Genomic DNA, 16,153 nt, shown 5'->3' with positions numbered 1-16,153 from the left:
TGTTTTTAGTAAACCTTGTCCGCATTATGCGGGCATTCATATAACTCTGTTTCGAAAGACTCAGGGCGTAAAGGAGCTGAAAAGAATGAAAGCAGGAATTCATCCAAATTATAAAAAAGTAACGATCACATGTGCATGTGGCAACACGTTTGAAGGCGGATCTGTAAAAAACGAAATTCGCGTTGAAACTTGTTCTGAGTGTCATCCATTTTATACTGGTCGTCAAAAATTTGCTGAAGCTGGCGGACGTGTTGACCGCTTCAATAAAAAATACGGCATTAAACAACAACAATAATTGCTTAGGAACAGGCAAGAGGGAATATGGCTTGCCTGTTTTTTATTGCAAATAATTCAAGATACTACTTATGAAAAGTTTTCGTATATGGAAGGGAGACCCCGTTTTATGTATGTGATGAAGCAAAGCGGTTGGGTAGAGATTATCTGTGGCAGTATGTTTTCCGGTAAGTCGGAGGAATTAATCCGACGGGTGAAGCGGGCCCAGTTTGCGAAACAGAAAATAGCTGTGTTTAAACCGAAAATTGATAATCGTTACAGCGAGCAGGCGGTTGTATCCCATAATGGTCTATCGTTTATTGCGAAGCCTATATCCCATTCCATCGAAATCTTGCATCATGTTGAAGCAGAAATAGACGTAATTGCGATTGATGAAGTGCAATTTTTTGATGAAGGAATTGTTCGTGTCATTCAGCAGCTGGCTGATGAGGGTTATCGTGTCATTGCTGCAGGTCTTGATCAGGATTTCCGTGGTGAGCCGTTTGGTCCGATGCCGGCATTGCTTTCGATTGCAGAGCAGATTACGAAGCTACAAGCCGTGTGTACCGTTTGCGGATCGCCTGCAAGCCGCACCCAGCGCTTGATTGATGGTGAACCTGCTTCGTACTATGACCCAGTTATACTGGTGGGTGCCGCAGAAGCATACGAGCCTCGCTGCCGCCATCACCACGAAGTTCCTCAATCAGCACATCGTTATATCGAACAAACCAATAAATAAGCGTCTGGGAGCACCCAGACGTTTTTTTCGTAACAAAATGGTGGTAAATGGTCGAGAAGATCTGTAATGGTGTCCTAATAAATGGTAGAAGGCAAGTGCCTGGAGCGGATATCAACAGCCGAATAATCAAGCCAAAAATTTGCTATACGGAAAGGCTGGCTACTTTTTTAAATTCGAAAGGGGATTTTCCTTCTGATTTTAAGAATACCTTACTAAAATAGGCAGCATCCGAAAAACCAAGCTCAACGGCAATTCTGTAAATCGGCATATTCGTCTCTAAAAGTAGCCTTTTGGCCTTCTCAATACGTAGTTTGGTGAGGTAATCGGTAAATGTTGTCCCAAGGCCCTTTTTAAAAAGCCTGCTTAAATACTGAGGATTTAAATGAACAAAATCAGCAACATCCGTCAGCCGCAGCTCTTTTTGATAATTTTTTTCAATGTATCTGATTGCCTCAGCTAGCGTATGCTCTCCTGAATGTTCATGATGCTCAGGGAAGTCGGTATGAGTTTTATTCATTAAAGAAATTGCTTTCTCAATGGCGTTTTTTACATCCTCTGGCCTTGCAGGCTTTAACAAGTAATCCACTACACCAAACTTAATAGCCTCATGGGCATAGCTAAAATCACTATAAGCAGTAATAATAATGGTTTTAACATTGGGAAGAAATTTGATGATTTTCTTTTGTGCATCAATGCCTGATATTTCTGGCATTCTTATATCCATTAAAATAATATCAGGACGGTGTAACTTAGCTTTTTCAAATGCCTCAGTTCCATTTTTTGCATCTTCTAAAACCTCAATATGAAATAATTCTCTATTAATAATTTTTCTTAAAGCCAGTCTTTCTAAGGGTTCATCATCAACAATCATTAATTTAATCATTCTTTAACGCCCCTATCTAGGAAAGTCTTTAATACAAGGAATATGGACATAGACAGTGGTTCTTTCATTAATTAAACTTTCGAATGTCAGCCCATAATTATTACCAAAATAATGGCGGAGCCTTTCTTGTGTATTTAATATCCCAATCCCTAGCGCATCACTAGGTGAATGGCGTTTTTCATTGAACTCTTTTACCAATTCAGGATTAATGCCCACTCCGTTATCACATATTTTTAAAACGATTTCGCTGTCGGATGATAACGTTCCGGTAATTTCAACCGTTCCACCTTCTTTTTTTGCCTCCAGCCCATGTACTAAACAATTTTCAACTAAAGGTTGTAACGTCATGGCTGGAATTCGAAAATCAAGAATTGAATCATCAATGGACATAGAATAACTGATTCGGTCACTATATCGTAGTGTTTGGATAAAAAGATATCGTTTGATATTGCTCATTTCATCTCTTATTTTAGGGAATTCTTCAATATTTTTAAGATTATATCTTAAAAGATCCGATAGATTGTAGATCAGCTCTTCTGTTTGCGGCGCATCCTCAATTAAAGCCATTCTGGCAATAGAATTCAGCGTATTAAACAGAAAATGCGGATTAATCTGTGCCTCAATTGTTTTTAACTCCATTTTCTTAGCTTTTTGTTCAAGAAGAAGCTTTTCTCGGCTTTCATTTAATAACTTTTCATGTGTAATTCTCGACATTCCCATTTCAGCGAAATAACTCGCAAGGAAGTTATAGAAGTCAAGGCAATTTTTTAAAAATTCTTGAGAGGCCAGGGGAATTTGTTCGACTGCTTTGCTTAATTGGTCAAGAGGAATGTCAAATTCCTTTGCAATTTTTTCAATATCAATGGAATCCCTCGTTTGTTCACCTTCAATTAAAACTTGTCCACCCAGCACAGATCCCAGAAAGATATCATTAACGAAAATAGGGGCTACACAATCCTTGAGACCCATATGGCAATTATAGATTCGTGACTGCCGATCTTTAACTGCCAAATTCATCGCTTCAAAATCACAATTAATACAATGTTCGACACCTTTCTTTGATGAACGGATGAGATTGCAAAATGATGTGAAATTGTTTTGTCCAATTGGTTTTCCCTCAAAATCCACAGTGATGACAGGAATATTGACCAGCTTCGCAAGCTTTTCTTGAGCACTATTCAATGTATGAATATCGATGAAATCTGTTAGCTTTGCATATTCAGCTACGTTCATACGAACACCCCCAGATGAGTCAAAATGGAAGGATTGAAAAATAAAGCTATTTTACTTTGTGAAAACCCTAACAAATCATTTTAATTAAATCTTAACATAGTAGAACGGTTTGAAAGTTTACTTTTTAATGACATTTCCGTAAATTCCTTATTATTACTGGAAAATTTGGTTTTTTAATAAAAAGGTTGTTTCTAAGGTGGTTAACTATTCTTGTAATCTCACACATGCATGGTCAAAAAAATATAGGTTTAAATGATCGTTTTTTGCAAGTTTTAGTCAAGAAAGTCAAATTCCAAAGAGTAGTTTAGATAGTAAGATGTGAATGAGGTTGAACAAACCAAATCTTTTGGAGGTGTATTATTGTGGGACAAGAAGCATTAGGAATGATTGAAACAAAAGGATTAGTTGCAGCGATTGAAGCTGCAGATTCAATGGTTAAGGCAGCAAATGTCAATTTAATTGGGTATGAAAAAATTGGTTCTGGACTGGTAACGGTAATGGTTCGCGGTGACGTTGGCGCTGTCAAAGCTTCTACTGACGCAGGTGTTGCTTCCGCTAAACGTGTAGGTGAAGTCATCTCTGTTCACGTAATTCCAAGACCACATGTTGATGTTGAAAGAATTTTGCCAAAACTTCCTGAGTTACAAGTAACGAGGTGAGTATAAATGGATCAAGCTTTGCTTCAAAAGGTATTGGAGGAGGCACAGAGGCAATTAAGTGCAGATCAAAATGTAAACCTTCCCATAAATCAAGAATCTCAAGTTGAACAAGTCCAAGGAAAGAGGGTTGAAACCATGACAGTTGATATGCCGGCAATTACTGAATTTGTTGGTTCCGGAATTGGCGATACAGTCGGATTGGTGATTGCCAATTTAGATAGAAATCTATTTGCAGGTGTAGGATTGGATCCTAAGTATCGTTCGATCGGGATCGTGAGTGCAAGAACCGGTGGCGGACCACATATTATGGCAGCAGATGAGGCTGTTAAAGCAACCAATACGGAGATCGTTTCGATTGAAATGGCAAGAGATACAAAAGGCGAAGCCGGTCACGGGGCTACCATCATTTTTGCGGCTGAAGATGTTTCTGATGCAAGAAGAGCAGTAGAAGTAACCTTAAAAGAAATTGAACGTACATTTGGCGATGTTTATGGCTGTGATGCCGGACATATTGAACTTCATTACACAGCAAGAGCAAGCCTTGCGATTGAAAAAGCATTTGGAGCTCCGGTTGGCAAATCTTTTGGAATTATCGTTGGGGCTCCTGCCGCAGTTGGTTTAGTAATGGCAGACGCAGCACTTAAAACAGCAAATGTTGATATCGTTACCTATGCCAGCCCTGATAAAGGAACTGCCCATTCTAATGAAATCATTGTAACCATTACAGGTGATTCCTGGGCAGTAAGACAGTCTCTTTTAACCGCCAGGGAAGTAGGTTTAAATATTTTAAAGGCAATGGGTCAGAACCCACAATCTGTTACTACTCCAAATCTATAATATGCAGTTGCATCATGCAGCCATTTTGAGCTAAAGGGAAAGTGGTTCAATTGGCTCATTATGTCCTTTTAGCTCTGCTGCATTACCACCAAAGAGGTAAGTGAACAATGCTTCGATTGGCAAAACAAAAGTTTACTTGGAGAAGAAGATATTAGCTTCTATTCAAAGGAATAGGGATATAGGAGTGTTGGTCATGATTCAAGAGGCCCTTGGCTTAATAGAAGTAATTGGATTCGTTCCTGCTCTTGAAGCAGCAGATGCATGTGTAAAATCCGCCAATGTAAAATTAATCGGTTATGAGACCGTCACCGGAGGGTTGGTTACGGTCAAAATCCAAGGTGATGTAGGAGCCGTGAAAGCATCGGTTGAAGCGGGAAAAATGAGTGCGGCCAGAATCGGAACAGTCATTTCAACATTAGTCATTCCGAGGCCTGCTTTAGGAATTCAATCCTTCATTCATTCTTCAGAAGATGTTTTAACCGAGCAGCAGGTACATGAACAGGCTGAAACTCTATCAATGTCAGAAGTTGCTGTTGCAAAAGAAATGATAGAAGTTGCGGAAGATCCCTTCCTTCCTGCCCAGACAGAAGAAGAAATTGTGAATGAAGAGGTTTCAACACCACAATCGGAAGAGCTTTCACAGGATCATACCGAAAGTGTGGATCAGATTATTCTAACTAAAGGCAGGGAAGAAACCAATTATACTTGTAATCTGTGCGGCGATCCGAAATGTACAAGGGAAAAAGGAATGCCAAGAAATTTATGTATTCATTACAAGGAGAATAAATAAATAAGGAAGTTTGGAAATATGAAGCTAGACGAAACGCTTATCAAGAGTTTTGCAACCGATCTTGTCAATAAGATAAGCATTAAAGACAGAAGTCAGTCCATACCAGTTGGTGTTTCAAATAGGCATATTCACCTGAGCCAAGAAGATCTCGACATCCTGTTTGGAAAAGGGTATGAACTAACAATAAAAGCAGCATTAGGTCAGCCGGGGCAGTTTGCGGCGAAGGAAACTGTTTGTATTGCCGGCCCAAAAGGCTGCTTTACAAATGTTCGGGTTCTCGGGCCAGTAAGAAAGAATAGCCAAATCGAACTATCAAGAACAGACTCTTACACTTTAGGAATTCGTCCGCCAGTTCGTGTCTCCGGGGACATAAGCGGTTCCGCCAGCCTGTGCGTTATTGGGCCAAAAGGAATGATGGTCTTTGATGAAAAAGTTATTTGTGCTAAAAGGCATATCCATATGGCTCCAATTGATGCAGAACGCTACGGTGTGCAGGACGGCGATTTAGTGGAAGTCGAGACCATAGGCGAGAAAAAAGCAATTCTAAACAATGTTTTGGTTAGGATCACAACGAATTCTTCACTGGAACTCCATATTGATACGGATGAAGCCAATGCAACAGAACTGAAAAATAGTGATTTTGTTCGAATCTCAGGTCGGAACGGGTGAAAAGAATGGAGTCTGCAAATGCCATTATCAAGGATATGGAAACGAAAATATTATCGGAGGAAATAGAACCGAATTGTGATTTAACAGCGGGTCTCAAGGTTGGAGTAGATCTCGGTACCTCCAATATTGTCATAATCGTTTTAGATAAGAACAATAAACCAATCACAGGGGCAATGGAATCGGCCAAAGTGGTAAGGGATGGAATCGTTGTTGATTTTATCGGTGCAGTCAAGATTGTCAGCAGGCTGAAAGCAAAAATTGAACAGCGGCTTGGCATCAGGCTGGAACAGGCAGCCACAGCAATACCACCTGGAATTATCAATGGGAATATTAAAGTGATCAAAAATGTAGTAGAAGCGGCAGGCTTTACTGTTACAAATGTAGTCGAGGAGCCTGTAGCAGCAGCCAGGGTGCTGGGCATCCAGGAAGGAGCTGTAGTTGATATTGGAGGCGGGACCACCGGGATTTCGGTTTTAAAAGATGGCGAAGTTTTATATTCCGTTGATGAACCAACCGGGGGACTCACTTAACATTGGTCGTTGCAGGCAGTATGGACGTAGATTATGATGAAGCTGAAAAATTTAAACTTCAACCGGAGAACTATCGCTATATTTTCCCAGTTGTTCGTCCTGTTGTTGAAAAAATGGCGGAGATTACGAAACAAAACATTCTAAGAGATGTTCAGCACATTTATCTGGTAGGAGGAACATCCTGCTTAGACGGAATCGAAGAAGTTTTTCAAAAGTATACAGCCATTACAACGACAAAACCATATAATCCTTTACTTGTAACTCCAATTGGGATTGCGATGTATGCAGGATAAATGGGAGGGGCTGCCATTGAACATCGAGGAACTTGTAAAGAATATGCTGCAAACAATCGTTCCTAACCTAAATAAACGGATCTTAATCTTTTTAACCGGCGGAACAGTGAATGCCGAAATTCTATTAAACATATTAGCTGACTATGATGGACATCAATATGACATTGTGATCAGTGAAAGCGGAAGAGAGAGCCTGAGTGAAGCAGCTGTTGAGGCTTTAAAGGGAAATAGGCTGAATTCATTTTCAGAGCTTAAAGATGCATTGAAAAAGGCCGATTTTATCTTAATCCCAGTGATGACGCGCAACACCCTTGCCAAAGCGGCCTTGGGTATTGAAGATAACCTTGTAACCACTGGAATCGCCAGGGCATTAATGAGCAATAAAGAAGTGTTTGCTGTAAAAGACAGCTTTAGCAGCGAACATCCTATTAACAGAGCAATGGATTTAGCCCATAATACTGCCTATAATTCCATGCTAAAAAGCTATGAATATCAACTTGAAACCTTTGGGTTAAAATTCATTGAATTGGAAGAGTTTAAAACGGTGATCCAGAACAAAAGAGATACTGATCTTCCACTGAAAAAAAGCCCCGCACTAAAAGCGGCCGAGCAGGCAACAGAGACAGTAACAGCGAATCGAAAAGTAAAATTAGATTCATCAATTCTTACGCTTGGTGACTTAAGAGGTTGCGAGAATGCAGAGATTATTCAAGTGAAAGCAAAGACTATTATCACACCGCTAGCGAAAGACTTTATTAATAGTAATAGAGTAAAGCTTGAATGGATCCATGATTAGAATGACTCTCATCAAGCTTTGCCGTTACAGGAGGCAGGAAAAAACATGGAAGTTTGGGATAAGGATTTAGTTTCCATACAAGAAACACGAAACTTGATTGCCAAAGCCAAAAAGGCCCAGAAGCAATTCAGTCAATTTTCCCAAGAACAAATTGACAGGGTTGTAAAAAAGATGACGGAAGCTGCAGAACTTGCAGCAGACAGTCTGGCGAAACAAGCACATGAAGAAACGGGATTTGGAAAATGGCAGGACAAAGTGGTTAAAAACAAGTTTGCCAGTACCACCGTTTACAATCATATGAAGGAAATCAAGACCGTAGGGATCCTGAAGGATGACCATGAAAACAGAATCATGGAAGTAGCGGTTCCGGTCGGAATTATTGCAGGATTAATCCCTTCAACAAATCCCACATCCACGACGATTTACAAAGCATTAATTTCACTTAAGGCAGGAAATGCGATTATCTTTTCGCCACATCCTACTGCTAAAAACTGTATTTTAGAAACGGTTAAGGTTTTAACAGATGCTGCCCTGGGAGCAGGAGCGCCAGAAGGAATCATTGGCTGTATCAGTAATCCGACCCTTCAGGCTACAAATGAGCTAATGAAACATAAAGATGTTTCCCTCATTTTGGCTACAGGCGGAGAAGCAATGGTGAAGGCAGCCTATAGTTCCGGGACACTGGCAATTGGAGTAGGTCCTGGCAATGGGCTGGCGTTTATTGAGAAATCAGCGAATATTCCGTTAGCTGTTAAAAGAATTATCGACAGTAAAACATTTGATAATGGTGTTATTTGCGCTTCCGAACAATCCATTGTTGTCGAGACTGAAAGTAAGGATCAAGTGATTACAGAACTGAAACGGCAGGGTGCATATTTCCTTTCAAAAGAAGATTCTGAGAAACTTGGAAAATGGCTGTTGCGGTCTAATGGCACAATGAATCCACAAATCGTAGGAAAAAGCGCAAAGGTGATTGGAGAACTGGCTGGTATCACAATTCCTGAGGGAACAAAAATTTTAATTTCCGAGCAAAACAGTGTTTCCAAAACAAATCCGTATTCACGTGAAAAACTTGCCCCTATTTTGGCCTTTTATTGTGAGGAAAATTGGGAAAAGGCGTGTGAGCGTTGTATGGAGTTGCTTTACAACGAAGGAAAAGGCCATACCTTAATCATCCATTCCAATAATGAGGAAATCATTAAAGAATTTGCTTTGAAAAAACCAGTGTCGAGAATGCTTGTGAATACTCCTGGTGCTCTTGGCGGGATCGGCGGTGCGACAAACCTAGTTCCTGCTTTGACTCTTGGCTGTGGAGCAGTTGGAGGCAGCTCTACATCTGATAATATCGGTCCGCTAAACCTTATTAATATTCGTAGGGTGGCATATGGATTAAGAGAAATCGAGGACCTCAGAGGAACTCAGTCAGCAGCTCCTGTTCAGGAAATATCTGAAACAGATGTTGAGAATGTAATCAGGAATTTGCTGCAGCAATTAATTCGCTAAGACAAGAGGAGCCTGATTGTATGTTTATTGCAAAGGTAATCGGCAAAATCGTATCAACTCAAAAATCCGAAAAACTTATTGGCTCTAAATTGTTAGTGATTAAAGAATTAAATGAGCATAAAGAGTTCGCTGATAATAACGCTTTAGTTGCCGTTGATGGGGTTGGCGCCGGGATCGATGATATTGTTCTCGTTGACTGGGGAGACTCACTCTATGAGAATTCAAAATTATCGGTTGATATGGCGATTGTGGGAATCATTGATGAAATCCAGCTCGATCAGTAATGGGACGTATCTCTTTTTAAGGAGGGATGTTAATGGAACGCTTTACAATTAAGCCGGAAGTTTATTTTAAGGTTGGCGCACTTGAGTATCTAACAACCATCGACAAAGAAAAGGCATTGGTCATTACGGACCCCTTTATGATGCAAGTGGGTTTTACCGATCAAGTGCTGGATGTTTTGAGGAATACTGTATCTGATTTGGACGTATTTTCCAATATCAAGCCCGATCCTCCAATCGAAGTTGTCGCAGACGGAATTGAGCAGATGTTAAAAATACGGCCGGATGTTGTGATCGCTTTGGGTGGAGGCTCGACAATTGATGCGGCAAAAAGTATTTTATGGTTTTACGAAAAGATCGTAAAGAGACAAGAAGGTCAGCTTGAACAAAAGCCGCTATTTATCGCTATTCCAACCACTAGTGGAACAGGTTCTGAAGTGACATCATTTGCAGTAATCACAATGGGGGATCAAAAAATTCCATTAGTCAGTGATGAACTCATTCCTGATGTTGCGATTATTGATCCAACGTTTGTTAAAACAGTACCGCCGCAAATTACGGCAGATACTGCCATTGATGCCTTAACACATGCAATAGAAGCGTTTGTTTCGACACAGGCCTCCGACTATACAGATGCATTGGCGGAAAAAGCAGCTAAAATGATTTTTGACTACTTGTTAACCTCATATAAGGAGGGTAATAACATTCAAGCAAGGGAAAAACTGCACAATGCTTCATGTTTGGCAGGAATGGCTTTTACCAATGCCTATCTGGGAATTAATCATAGTATGGCCCATGCTTTAGGGGGAGCCTTCCATATCCCTCATGGCCGGGCAAATGCCATCTTACTTCCTTTTGTTATTCGCTACAATGCCTTCTGTAATGATGGCACCGAAACAAGAGCAGCCAGAAGATATGCAGAGTTGGCAAAGGTCTTAGGATTACCTGCAACTACTATTTGTGAAGGTGTGAACAATTTAATTGCTGCAGTTAAGGTTCTATTACTGGAAACGCACACTCCTACGAGTTTAAAAGAATTAAACATTGCTAAGGAAACATTTATCCAAAAGTTAGATTCTATGAGTGAAGCGGCATTAAATGACCGTTGCACCACTACGAATCCAAGGCAGACAAATAAAGAGGAAATCGCAGTTTTGTTTATGGTTGCATTTGGTGAATAACAAAAAAACCTTTCAATAGAGAAAAGGAGAGTTCTCAATGAAAAAGGCTTTATGGGGCGAATGTTTGGCGGAAGGTATTGGCACATTTATCTTGATCTTCATCGGAGTAGGAACTGTAGCATCGATGGTGACAGCTGGTATTACCATGAGTTTCTGGGAATTATCAATTGCTTGGGGACTGGCGGTTACCATTGCCATCTATGTTGCCGGGTTCATTTCCGGTGCACATATTAATCCTGCAGTCACAATTGGTCTTGCTGTCTGGGGCGGCTTTGATAAAAAGAAAGTAATCCCCTATATCATTTCACAAATAATTGGAGCCTTTCTGGGCGCAGCAGTTGTATATGGCTTGTATCAGGAAGCCATTAAAATTTTTGAAAAAACAAAAGGAATTATTCGCACTGCTGACAGTGGCTGGGCTTCTGCGGGGATTTTTAGTACGTTTCCAAAATCTTATTTAACTACTTTTGAAGCATTTTGTGTAGAGTTCGCGATTACGGCTTTACTTATGATCGTTATTTTTGCTGTAACAGATAATGATAATGGAGCTGCACCAAAAGCTGGTCTTCCAGCACTGGCAATTGGCATTACGATTGCGATTTGCGGTATTTCCTTTGGCCCTCTAACAGGGTTTGCCATGAATCCGGCCCGTGACTTCGGTCCACGATTGTTTTTAATAGCAGCTGGCTGGGGGACAAATGTGTTAGGACCACATATGTACGGACTCATTGTTCCAATTTTTGGACCGATTATCGGAGCTTTATTCGGGGGAGGCGTTTATAAGAAATTAATTGTGCCGTTCTTCCCGAAACCTCAAGTGGAACCACATGGAAAAGACTTTAAGAAGGTATCTTAAGATAAAAAAAAGAGAAAATCTTCAAGTAGATTTTCTCAAAAAAATATGATGAATTAAGTCAAAATTTTACAAGTAATCCTATCTTTATAATACAAAAACTAGTCGAAATAGTAAAGATTAATAGAATGATAACGAAATACAATAAAACTAACTTAATTTTTGAAAGGGGAACCAAACTATGCCAACAATGCTAGAAGTAAAACCTGTTAAATGTGAACCAACTTCACGTATTCAAAAGTTAATTGATGATCTTTACTCTGTAACTCCAGAAATTGAAGCACAAAGAGCAATACTAATTACAGAATCCTATAAAGAAACCGAAGCATTTCCAACGGTTATCAGAAGAGCAAGAGCACTTGAAAATATCCTCGGAAAAATGAATATTGTCATCCGAGATCAAGAGCTGATCGTAGGGAACCTTACAACGAAGCCAAGAGCATGCCAGGTGTTCCCGGAATTTTCAAATAAATGGCTGTTAGATGAATTTGAAACCCTTGCTAAAAGAACAGGCGATGTCTTCTTAATTTCTGAAAACACAAAAACTCAATTGAGAGAAGCATTCCAGTATTGGGGCGGGAAAACAACTAATGAATTGGCAACCGAATACATGTTTCCGGAAACAAGAGAGGCCATGGATGCCGGTGTCTTTACAGTAGGAAACTATTACTTCAATGGTGTAGGCCATATCGGTGTCGATTATGCCAAAGTACTGGAAAAGGGATTTAACGGCATTATCGCAGAAGCAGAAGCTGCAAAAGCGAATGCCGATAAGACGGATCCTGATTATATTAAGAAGGAACATTTTTTAAATGCAGTTCTCATTACTTCTAAGGCAGTAATTCGTTATGCTAACAGATTGGCAGAGGAAGCAAGAACCATTGCCGGACACTTATCTGATCAAAACCGCCGTAATGAGTTATTAAAGATTGCAGAAATATGTGAGTGGGTTCCAGCAAATCCTGCCCGGAATTTCCATGAAGCCTTACAAGCCTTCTGGATTGTCCAAGCCGTTACCCAGATGGAATCAAATGGACATTCCATTTCGCCGTTACGTTTTGATCAATACATGTACCCATATTACAAAAAGGATCTTGCTGACGGTACTCTTTCAGTAGAAGAAGCGCAGGAGCTGCTAGATTGTTTATGGGTTAAGTTTAACGATGTTAATAAAGTTCGTGATGAAGGATCAACCAAGGCCTTTGGCGGTTATCCAATGTTCCAAAACTTAATTGTCGGCGGTCAAACTCCTGATGGAAGGGATGCAACCAACGAATTATCCTTCGCATGTTTAGAGGCCACTGCCCATACAAAACTGCCACAGCCATCGATTTCCATTCGTTCTTGGAATAAGACACCAGACGAATTAATGTTTAAAGCTGGGGAAGTAGCACGCCTTGGACTTGGAATGCCTGCTTATTACAATGACGAAGTAATTATTCCATCATTGGTCAGCCGCGGGGTATCTTTAAGTGACGCTCGGGATTACGGTGTTATTGGCTGCGTCGAACCTCAAAAAGGCGGTAAAACGGAAGGCTGGCATGATGCAGCATTCTTTAACATGGCCAAAGTATTGGAAATTACGATTAATAATGGTTTTATTGATGGTAAACAACTTGGCTTACAAACAGGCGAGTTTACTTCCTTCACAAGCTTTGAGGAATTTTTAAACGCCTATCAACAGCAAATGGAATATTTCGTGAAACTGCTGGTGAATGCAGATAACTCTGTAGACTTGGCTCACGGAGAACGTGCACCGCTGCCATTCCTTTCTTCCATGGTAGAAGATTGTATCGGCAGAGGGAAATCACTTCAAGAAGGCGGTGCAGTTTATAACTTCACAGGACCACAGGGAGTAGGCGTAGCAAACGTTGGAGATTCCTTAATGGCTCTTAAACAGCTTGTTTTTGAAGAAAAGAAGATTACTTTAGCTGAACTAAAAAATGCTTTAGATACCAATTTTGGTGAACTAGAAGCTCCACAACAAAATATTGGTCTTAACCAGCTTACTCAAGAAACGTTAGTCGAAGTTTTGAAGAAGCTGATCCTTGAAGGCAACAATATTTCTTTAAATGATTTAACAAAGATGTCGAATGTTAAAGTGGATTTAGGTTCTGCGGACAGCCAGGAATATATTCGTCAAATGCTTGAAAATCGTGCACCTAAATTTGGTAACGATATTGAAGAGGTAGATAGTCTTGCCCGTGAAGCTGCTTTGATTTACTGCCGTGAAGTTGAAAAATACCGTAACCCTCGCCAAGGTACGTTCCAGCCAGGCCTATATCCGGTATCTGCCAACGTACCAATGGGTGCTCAAACAGGGGCAACACCTGATGGTAGAAAAGCTGGCCAGCCTTTAGCAGATGGTGTATCTCCGGTTTCAGGCAGAGACAAAACAGGGCCAACAGCTGCAGCAAACTCAATTGCTAAATTAGATCATCATATTGCATCAAATGGTACATTATTTAATCAAAAGTTCCATCCATCTGCAATTTCTGGTCAGACAGGCCTGGAGAATCTTTCTGCATTGGTTCGCGGCTATTTTGACCAAAAAGGCATGCATGTTCAATTTAACGTAATAAGTCGGGAAACCTTGTTAGAAGCTCAGAAAAATCCTGATAAATTTAAAAATCTTGTTGTTCGTGTTGCTGGTTACAGTGCTCACTTCACATCACTGGATAAGAGCATCCAGGATGACATTATTAACCGGACAGAGCAAGCATTCTAAGAATTGAAATAAAGGAGGAGTGGTTGTACTTACTCCTCCTTTATTTATGAAAGCGAGGATTATAAATGGAAACCAGCATGGTCAACCAAGGTGTTATTTTCGATATTCAGCGGTTTTCTGTTCATGATGGTCCGGGAATTCGAACGATTGTTTTTTTTAAAGGCTGTCCGTTAAGGTGCCGCTGGTGCAGTAACCCGGAATCACAGCATAAAGAACCGCAAATCATGTTTATCGATCAAAACTGTATCGGCTGCAAGCATTGTACGGAGGCATGTCCGACGGGAGCTTTAAGTTTTACCCCAAGCTTTCACGTGGACGATAATAAATGTCACTTATGTGGTAAATGTTTGGATGTTTGCTATCCAGAGGCACTGAATTTTTCAGGTCATCAGCAATCGGTCGAAGAAGTGTTAGCAGAATTGAAAAAAGACCAAATTCATTATAAACGGTCCGGAGGCGGCATTACACTCTCCGGCGGAGAGCCGCTCGCACAGCCTGAGTTTGCTGTAGACCTGTTAAAAGCCTGTAAAGCAAGGGGATGGCATACTGCTGTCGAAACGACTGCTTTTACCAGCCAAGAAGTACTTGAAAAAGTTTTACCTTGGCTTGACCTTGTTTTGTTGGACATTAAACATGTAGATGACCGTAAACATCAAGAATTTGTAGGCCGTTCAAATGAAAGTATTTTACAAAATGCCAAGTTTATCGGGCAATTTGGTGTTCCGATCATTATTAGGGTTCCTGTCATTCCAACCTTTAATAGTGAAGTATATGAAATAGAACGCATTGCTTCTTTTGCGGCAAGCATTAAGGGAGTAAAAGAACTTCATTTGCTGCCTTACCACCGTCTTGGTGAAAATAAATACAGTTACCTAAACTATGATTACCGGATGAAAGGGATTGAGCCGCCAGCCAATGAAACAATGCATTCCTTGAAAAAGGCTGTTGAGGCAAAAGGGCTCGTTTGTAAAATTGGAGGATAAACATAGGTGAAGACTACCCCATTTTAAGGGAGTAGTCTTTTTATGTGTGTTCTAATGATTATGGGAAAAATTATCTTGTAAAGAGCGGTTTTAACAAGGGCACGATAGAAAATGGAGGTGTAAACTTTGAAAAAGTTAGTACTGTTCTCATTTTTAACGTTACTTTTGATCAGTGGCTGTGAAGGAACCAATGATACGAATAATACGTCGAACTATGATTTGCGCAAAGACAAGAGTGCATCAGAATATATGTCCAATCGCTCGGCGGGGCGAGATAAGCCGCATTTAGTTGAGCAGGATATTACCAATCAAAATCCTAATTTCCTTGATTTAACCGGACTGGTAACGGAACGGAGCAGGGGACGAGCAACACGGGAATTGACGTAGATAAAGCACGGCAGGTAATCGGGATGACCAAGGGGTATCGGCCTGGATCAGTATGGATTGACGGTCGAAATCACATGCGGGTGACCGCATATAAAAAAGGCAAACTAACAGAGCGGGAAAGATTGAACGCCGAGAAATACCTTCAGAAAAAGTTAACAGCCGCTTTGCCACGCTACAAGATTGATGTTACGGTTCGGGAGGATTGATAACTCACAGGTGCTATCCCTTGGTAGTCTCCTAACAAATGGAAAAACGTGCAAAGGACCTTAAAAATCGTGCAAGCTGGTCGGAAAAAGGTGCAAAGGTCCTCGAAAAAGGTGCATGCCCCTAATAAAATCGTGTAAAGCCGCTAACGGAGCCAGTCAGGAGACTGGCCGCTTTATTGTAATAGGTCCTAATAACTCATAATCCCTCACCAGAATAATTGGTTCAAAGCATCCTGCCTGAAAATATTTTTCTGCTTTTGGTTGGTTTTGACGGGGCTTTTCACCTATACTATAATTAGAATGGTATGGACTAATTTATGAGGTGAATA

17 protein-coding genes and 1 pseudogene are annotated in these 16,153 nt (G+C 40.5%); 16 read left to right on the top strand and 2 right to left on the bottom strand.

The features are described 5' to 3' along the window. Positions 1-85 precede the first annotated feature (85 nt). Complete coding sequence (rpmE, locus tag RCG17_RS12325) at positions 86-295, top strand: 50S ribosomal protein L31 (RefSeq protein WP_308175423.1); 210 nt, start codon at positions 86-88, stop codon at positions 293-295. A gap of 108 nt (positions 296-403) precedes the next feature. Continuing rightward, positions 404-1,012, top strand: a complete 609-nt coding sequence (locus tag RCG17_RS12320) for a thymidine kinase (RefSeq protein ID WP_308175828.1) — start codon at positions 404-406, stop codon at positions 1,010-1,012. 142 nt (positions 1,013-1,154) lie between these two features. On the opposite strand, the gene RCG17_RS12315 is transcribed toward RCG17_RS12320, so the two are convergent. Together RCG17_RS12315 and RCG17_RS12310 are read right to left on the bottom strand one after the other, a co-directional pair. Continuing rightward, a complete protein-coding gene (locus RCG17_RS12315) occupies positions 1,155-1,895 on the bottom strand; it encodes a response regulator transcription factor (protein ID WP_308175422.1) in 741 nt (246 codons plus the stop codon). 12 nt (positions 1,896-1,907) lie between these two features. Beyond that, positions 1,908-3,128: a sensor histidine kinase gene (locus RCG17_RS12310; protein ID WP_308175421.1), complete on the bottom strand. Its 1,221-nt coding sequence runs from the start codon at positions 3,126-3,128 to the stop codon at positions 1,908-1,910. Positions 3,129-3,490: 362 nt separating this feature from the next. On the opposite strand from RCG17_RS12310, the gene pduA reads away from it, so the two are divergent. The 14 genes and pseudogenes from pduA to RCG17_RS12240 all read left to right on the top strand — a co-directional run bounded on the left by pduA (position 3,491) and on the right by RCG17_RS12240 (position 15,618). Next, positions 3,491-3,787, top strand: coding sequence for a propanediol utilization microcompartment protein PduA (pduA, locus tag RCG17_RS12305; protein WP_374120924.1), 297 nt, complete (start codon positions 3,491-3,493; stop codon positions 3,785-3,787). Between the two features lie 6 nt (positions 3,788-3,793). Next, positions 3,794-4,624, top strand: a complete 831-nt coding sequence (pduB, locus tag RCG17_RS12300; RefSeq protein ID WP_308175420.1) for a propanediol utilization microcompartment protein PduB — start codon at positions 3,794-3,796, stop codon at positions 4,622-4,624. 193 nt (positions 4,625-4,817) lie between these two features. Beyond that, positions 4,818-5,081 (top strand): annotated as a pseudogene (locus tag RCG17_RS12295) (BMC domain-containing protein); the annotation flags it as partial. 351 nt (positions 5,082-5,432) lie between these two features. Further along, positions 5,433-6,083, top strand: coding sequence for a phosphate propanoyltransferase (locus RCG17_RS12290; protein WP_308175419.1), 651 nt, complete (start codon positions 5,433-5,435; stop codon positions 6,081-6,083). 5 nt (positions 6,084-6,088) lie between these two features. After that, positions 6,089-6,613, top strand: coding sequence for an ethanolamine utilization protein EutJ (eutJ, locus tag RCG17_RS12285; protein WP_308175418.1), 525 nt, complete (start codon positions 6,089-6,091; stop codon positions 6,611-6,613). Between the two features lie 2 nt (positions 6,614-6,615). Continuing rightward, positions 6,616-6,906 carry a hypothetical protein gene (locus RCG17_RS12280; RefSeq protein ID WP_308175417.1) on the top strand — a complete coding sequence of 97 codons (291 nt, stop codon included), beginning with the start codon at positions 6,616-6,618 and terminating at the stop codon, positions 6,904-6,906. Positions 6,907-6,922: 16 nt separating this feature from the next. Next, positions 6,923-7,702, top strand: coding sequence for a flavoprotein (locus RCG17_RS12275; RefSeq protein ID WP_308175416.1), 780 nt, complete (start codon positions 6,923-6,925; stop codon positions 7,700-7,702). A 45-nt stretch (positions 7,703-7,747) separates the two neighbouring features. Continuing rightward, positions 7,748-9,205 carry an acetaldehyde dehydrogenase (acetylating) gene (locus tag RCG17_RS12270; protein ID WP_308175415.1) on the top strand — a complete coding sequence of 486 codons (1,458 nt, stop codon included), beginning with the start codon at positions 7,748-7,750 and terminating at the stop codon, positions 9,203-9,205. Between the two features lie 20 nt (positions 9,206-9,225). Further along, positions 9,226-9,489 carry a EutN/CcmL family microcompartment protein gene (locus RCG17_RS12265; RefSeq protein ID WP_308175414.1) on the top strand — a complete coding sequence of 88 codons (264 nt, stop codon included), beginning with the start codon at positions 9,226-9,228 and terminating at the stop codon, positions 9,487-9,489. Between the two features lie 32 nt (positions 9,490-9,521). After that, on the top strand, positions 9,522-10,667 hold the full coding sequence (locus RCG17_RS12260; protein ID WP_308175413.1) for a 1-propanol dehydrogenase PduQ: 1,146 nt from the start codon (positions 9,522-9,524) through the stop codon (positions 10,665-10,667). Positions 10,668-10,704: 37 nt separating this feature from the next. Beyond that, the gene (locus tag RCG17_RS12255) at positions 10,705-11,523 is read left to right on the top strand and encodes an MIP/aquaporin family protein (RefSeq protein WP_308175412.1); all 819 of its coding nucleotides are present in this window, start codon (positions 10,705-10,707) and stop codon (positions 11,521-11,523) included. Positions 11,524-11,701: 178 nt separating this feature from the next. Then, entirely contained in the window at positions 11,702-14,248 is a 2,547-nt protein-coding gene (locus RCG17_RS12250) for a glycyl radical protein (RefSeq protein ID WP_308175411.1), read from the top strand. A gap of 65 nt (positions 14,249-14,313) precedes the next feature. Further along, entirely contained in the window at positions 14,314-15,231 is a 918-nt protein-coding gene (locus RCG17_RS12245) for a glycyl-radical enzyme activating protein (RefSeq protein WP_308175410.1), read from the top strand. Positions 15,232-15,357: 126 nt separating this feature from the next. Next, positions 15,358-15,618, top strand: a complete 261-nt coding sequence (locus RCG17_RS12240; RefSeq protein ID WP_308175409.1) for a hypothetical protein — start codon at positions 15,358-15,360, stop codon at positions 15,616-15,618. Positions 15,619-16,153: the final 535 nt, after the last annotated feature.

The sequence above is a fragment of the Neobacillus sp. PS3-12 genome, assembly GCF_030915385.1.
In the GTDB taxonomy this organism is placed as follows: Bacteria; Bacillota; Bacilli; order Bacillales; family Cytobacillaceae; genus JAEVLT01.
This window is presented reverse-complemented; position numbering and strand designations above follow the sequence as displayed.

Excerpts from the sequence above, each read along its gene's own strand:
- RCG17_RS12245 (WP_308175410.1), top strand. The coding sequence starts at position 14,314 with ATGGAAACCAGCATGGTCAACCAAGGTGTTATTTTCGATATTCAGCGG.
- RCG17_RS12310 (WP_308175421.1), bottom strand. The coding sequence starts at position 3,128 with ATGAACGTAGCTGAATATGCAAAGCTAACAGATTTCATCGATATTCAT.
- RCG17_RS12320 (WP_308175828.1), top strand. The coding sequence starts at position 404 with ATGTATGTGATGAAGCAAAGCGGTTGGGTAGAGATTATCTGTGGCAGT.
- RCG17_RS12315 (WP_308175422.1), bottom strand. The coding sequence starts at position 1,895 with ATGATTAAATTAATGATTGTTGATGATGAACCCTTAGAAAGACTGGCT.
- RCG17_RS12250 (WP_308175411.1), top strand. The coding sequence starts at position 11,702 with ATGCCAACAATGCTAGAAGTAAAACCTGTTAAATGTGAACCAACTTCA.
- RCG17_RS12290 (WP_308175419.1), top strand. The coding sequence starts at position 5,433 with ATGAAGCTAGACGAAACGCTTATCAAGAGTTTTGCAACCGATCTTGTC.
- RCG17_RS12255 (WP_308175412.1), top strand. The coding sequence starts at position 10,705 with ATGAAAAAGGCTTTATGGGGCGAATGTTTGGCGGAAGGTATTGGCACA.
- RCG17_RS12260 (WP_308175413.1), top strand. The coding sequence starts at position 9,522 with ATGGAACGCTTTACAATTAAGCCGGAAGTTTATTTTAAGGTTGGCGCA.
- pduB (WP_308175420.1), top strand. The coding sequence starts at position 3,794 with ATGGATCAAGCTTTGCTTCAAAAGGTATTGGAGGAGGCACAGAGGCAA.
- RCG17_RS12270 (WP_308175415.1), top strand. The coding sequence starts at position 7,748 with ATGGAAGTTTGGGATAAGGATTTAGTTTCCATACAAGAAACACGAAAC.
- rpmE (WP_308175423.1), top strand. The coding sequence starts at position 86 with ATGAAAGCAGGAATTCATCCAAATTATAAAAAAGTAACGATCACATGT.
- RCG17_RS12265 (WP_308175414.1), top strand. The coding sequence starts at position 9,226 with ATGTTTATTGCAAAGGTAATCGGCAAAATCGTATCAACTCAAAAATCC.
- eutJ (WP_308175418.1), top strand. The coding sequence starts at position 6,089 with ATGGAGTCTGCAAATGCCATTATCAAGGATATGGAAACGAAAATATTA.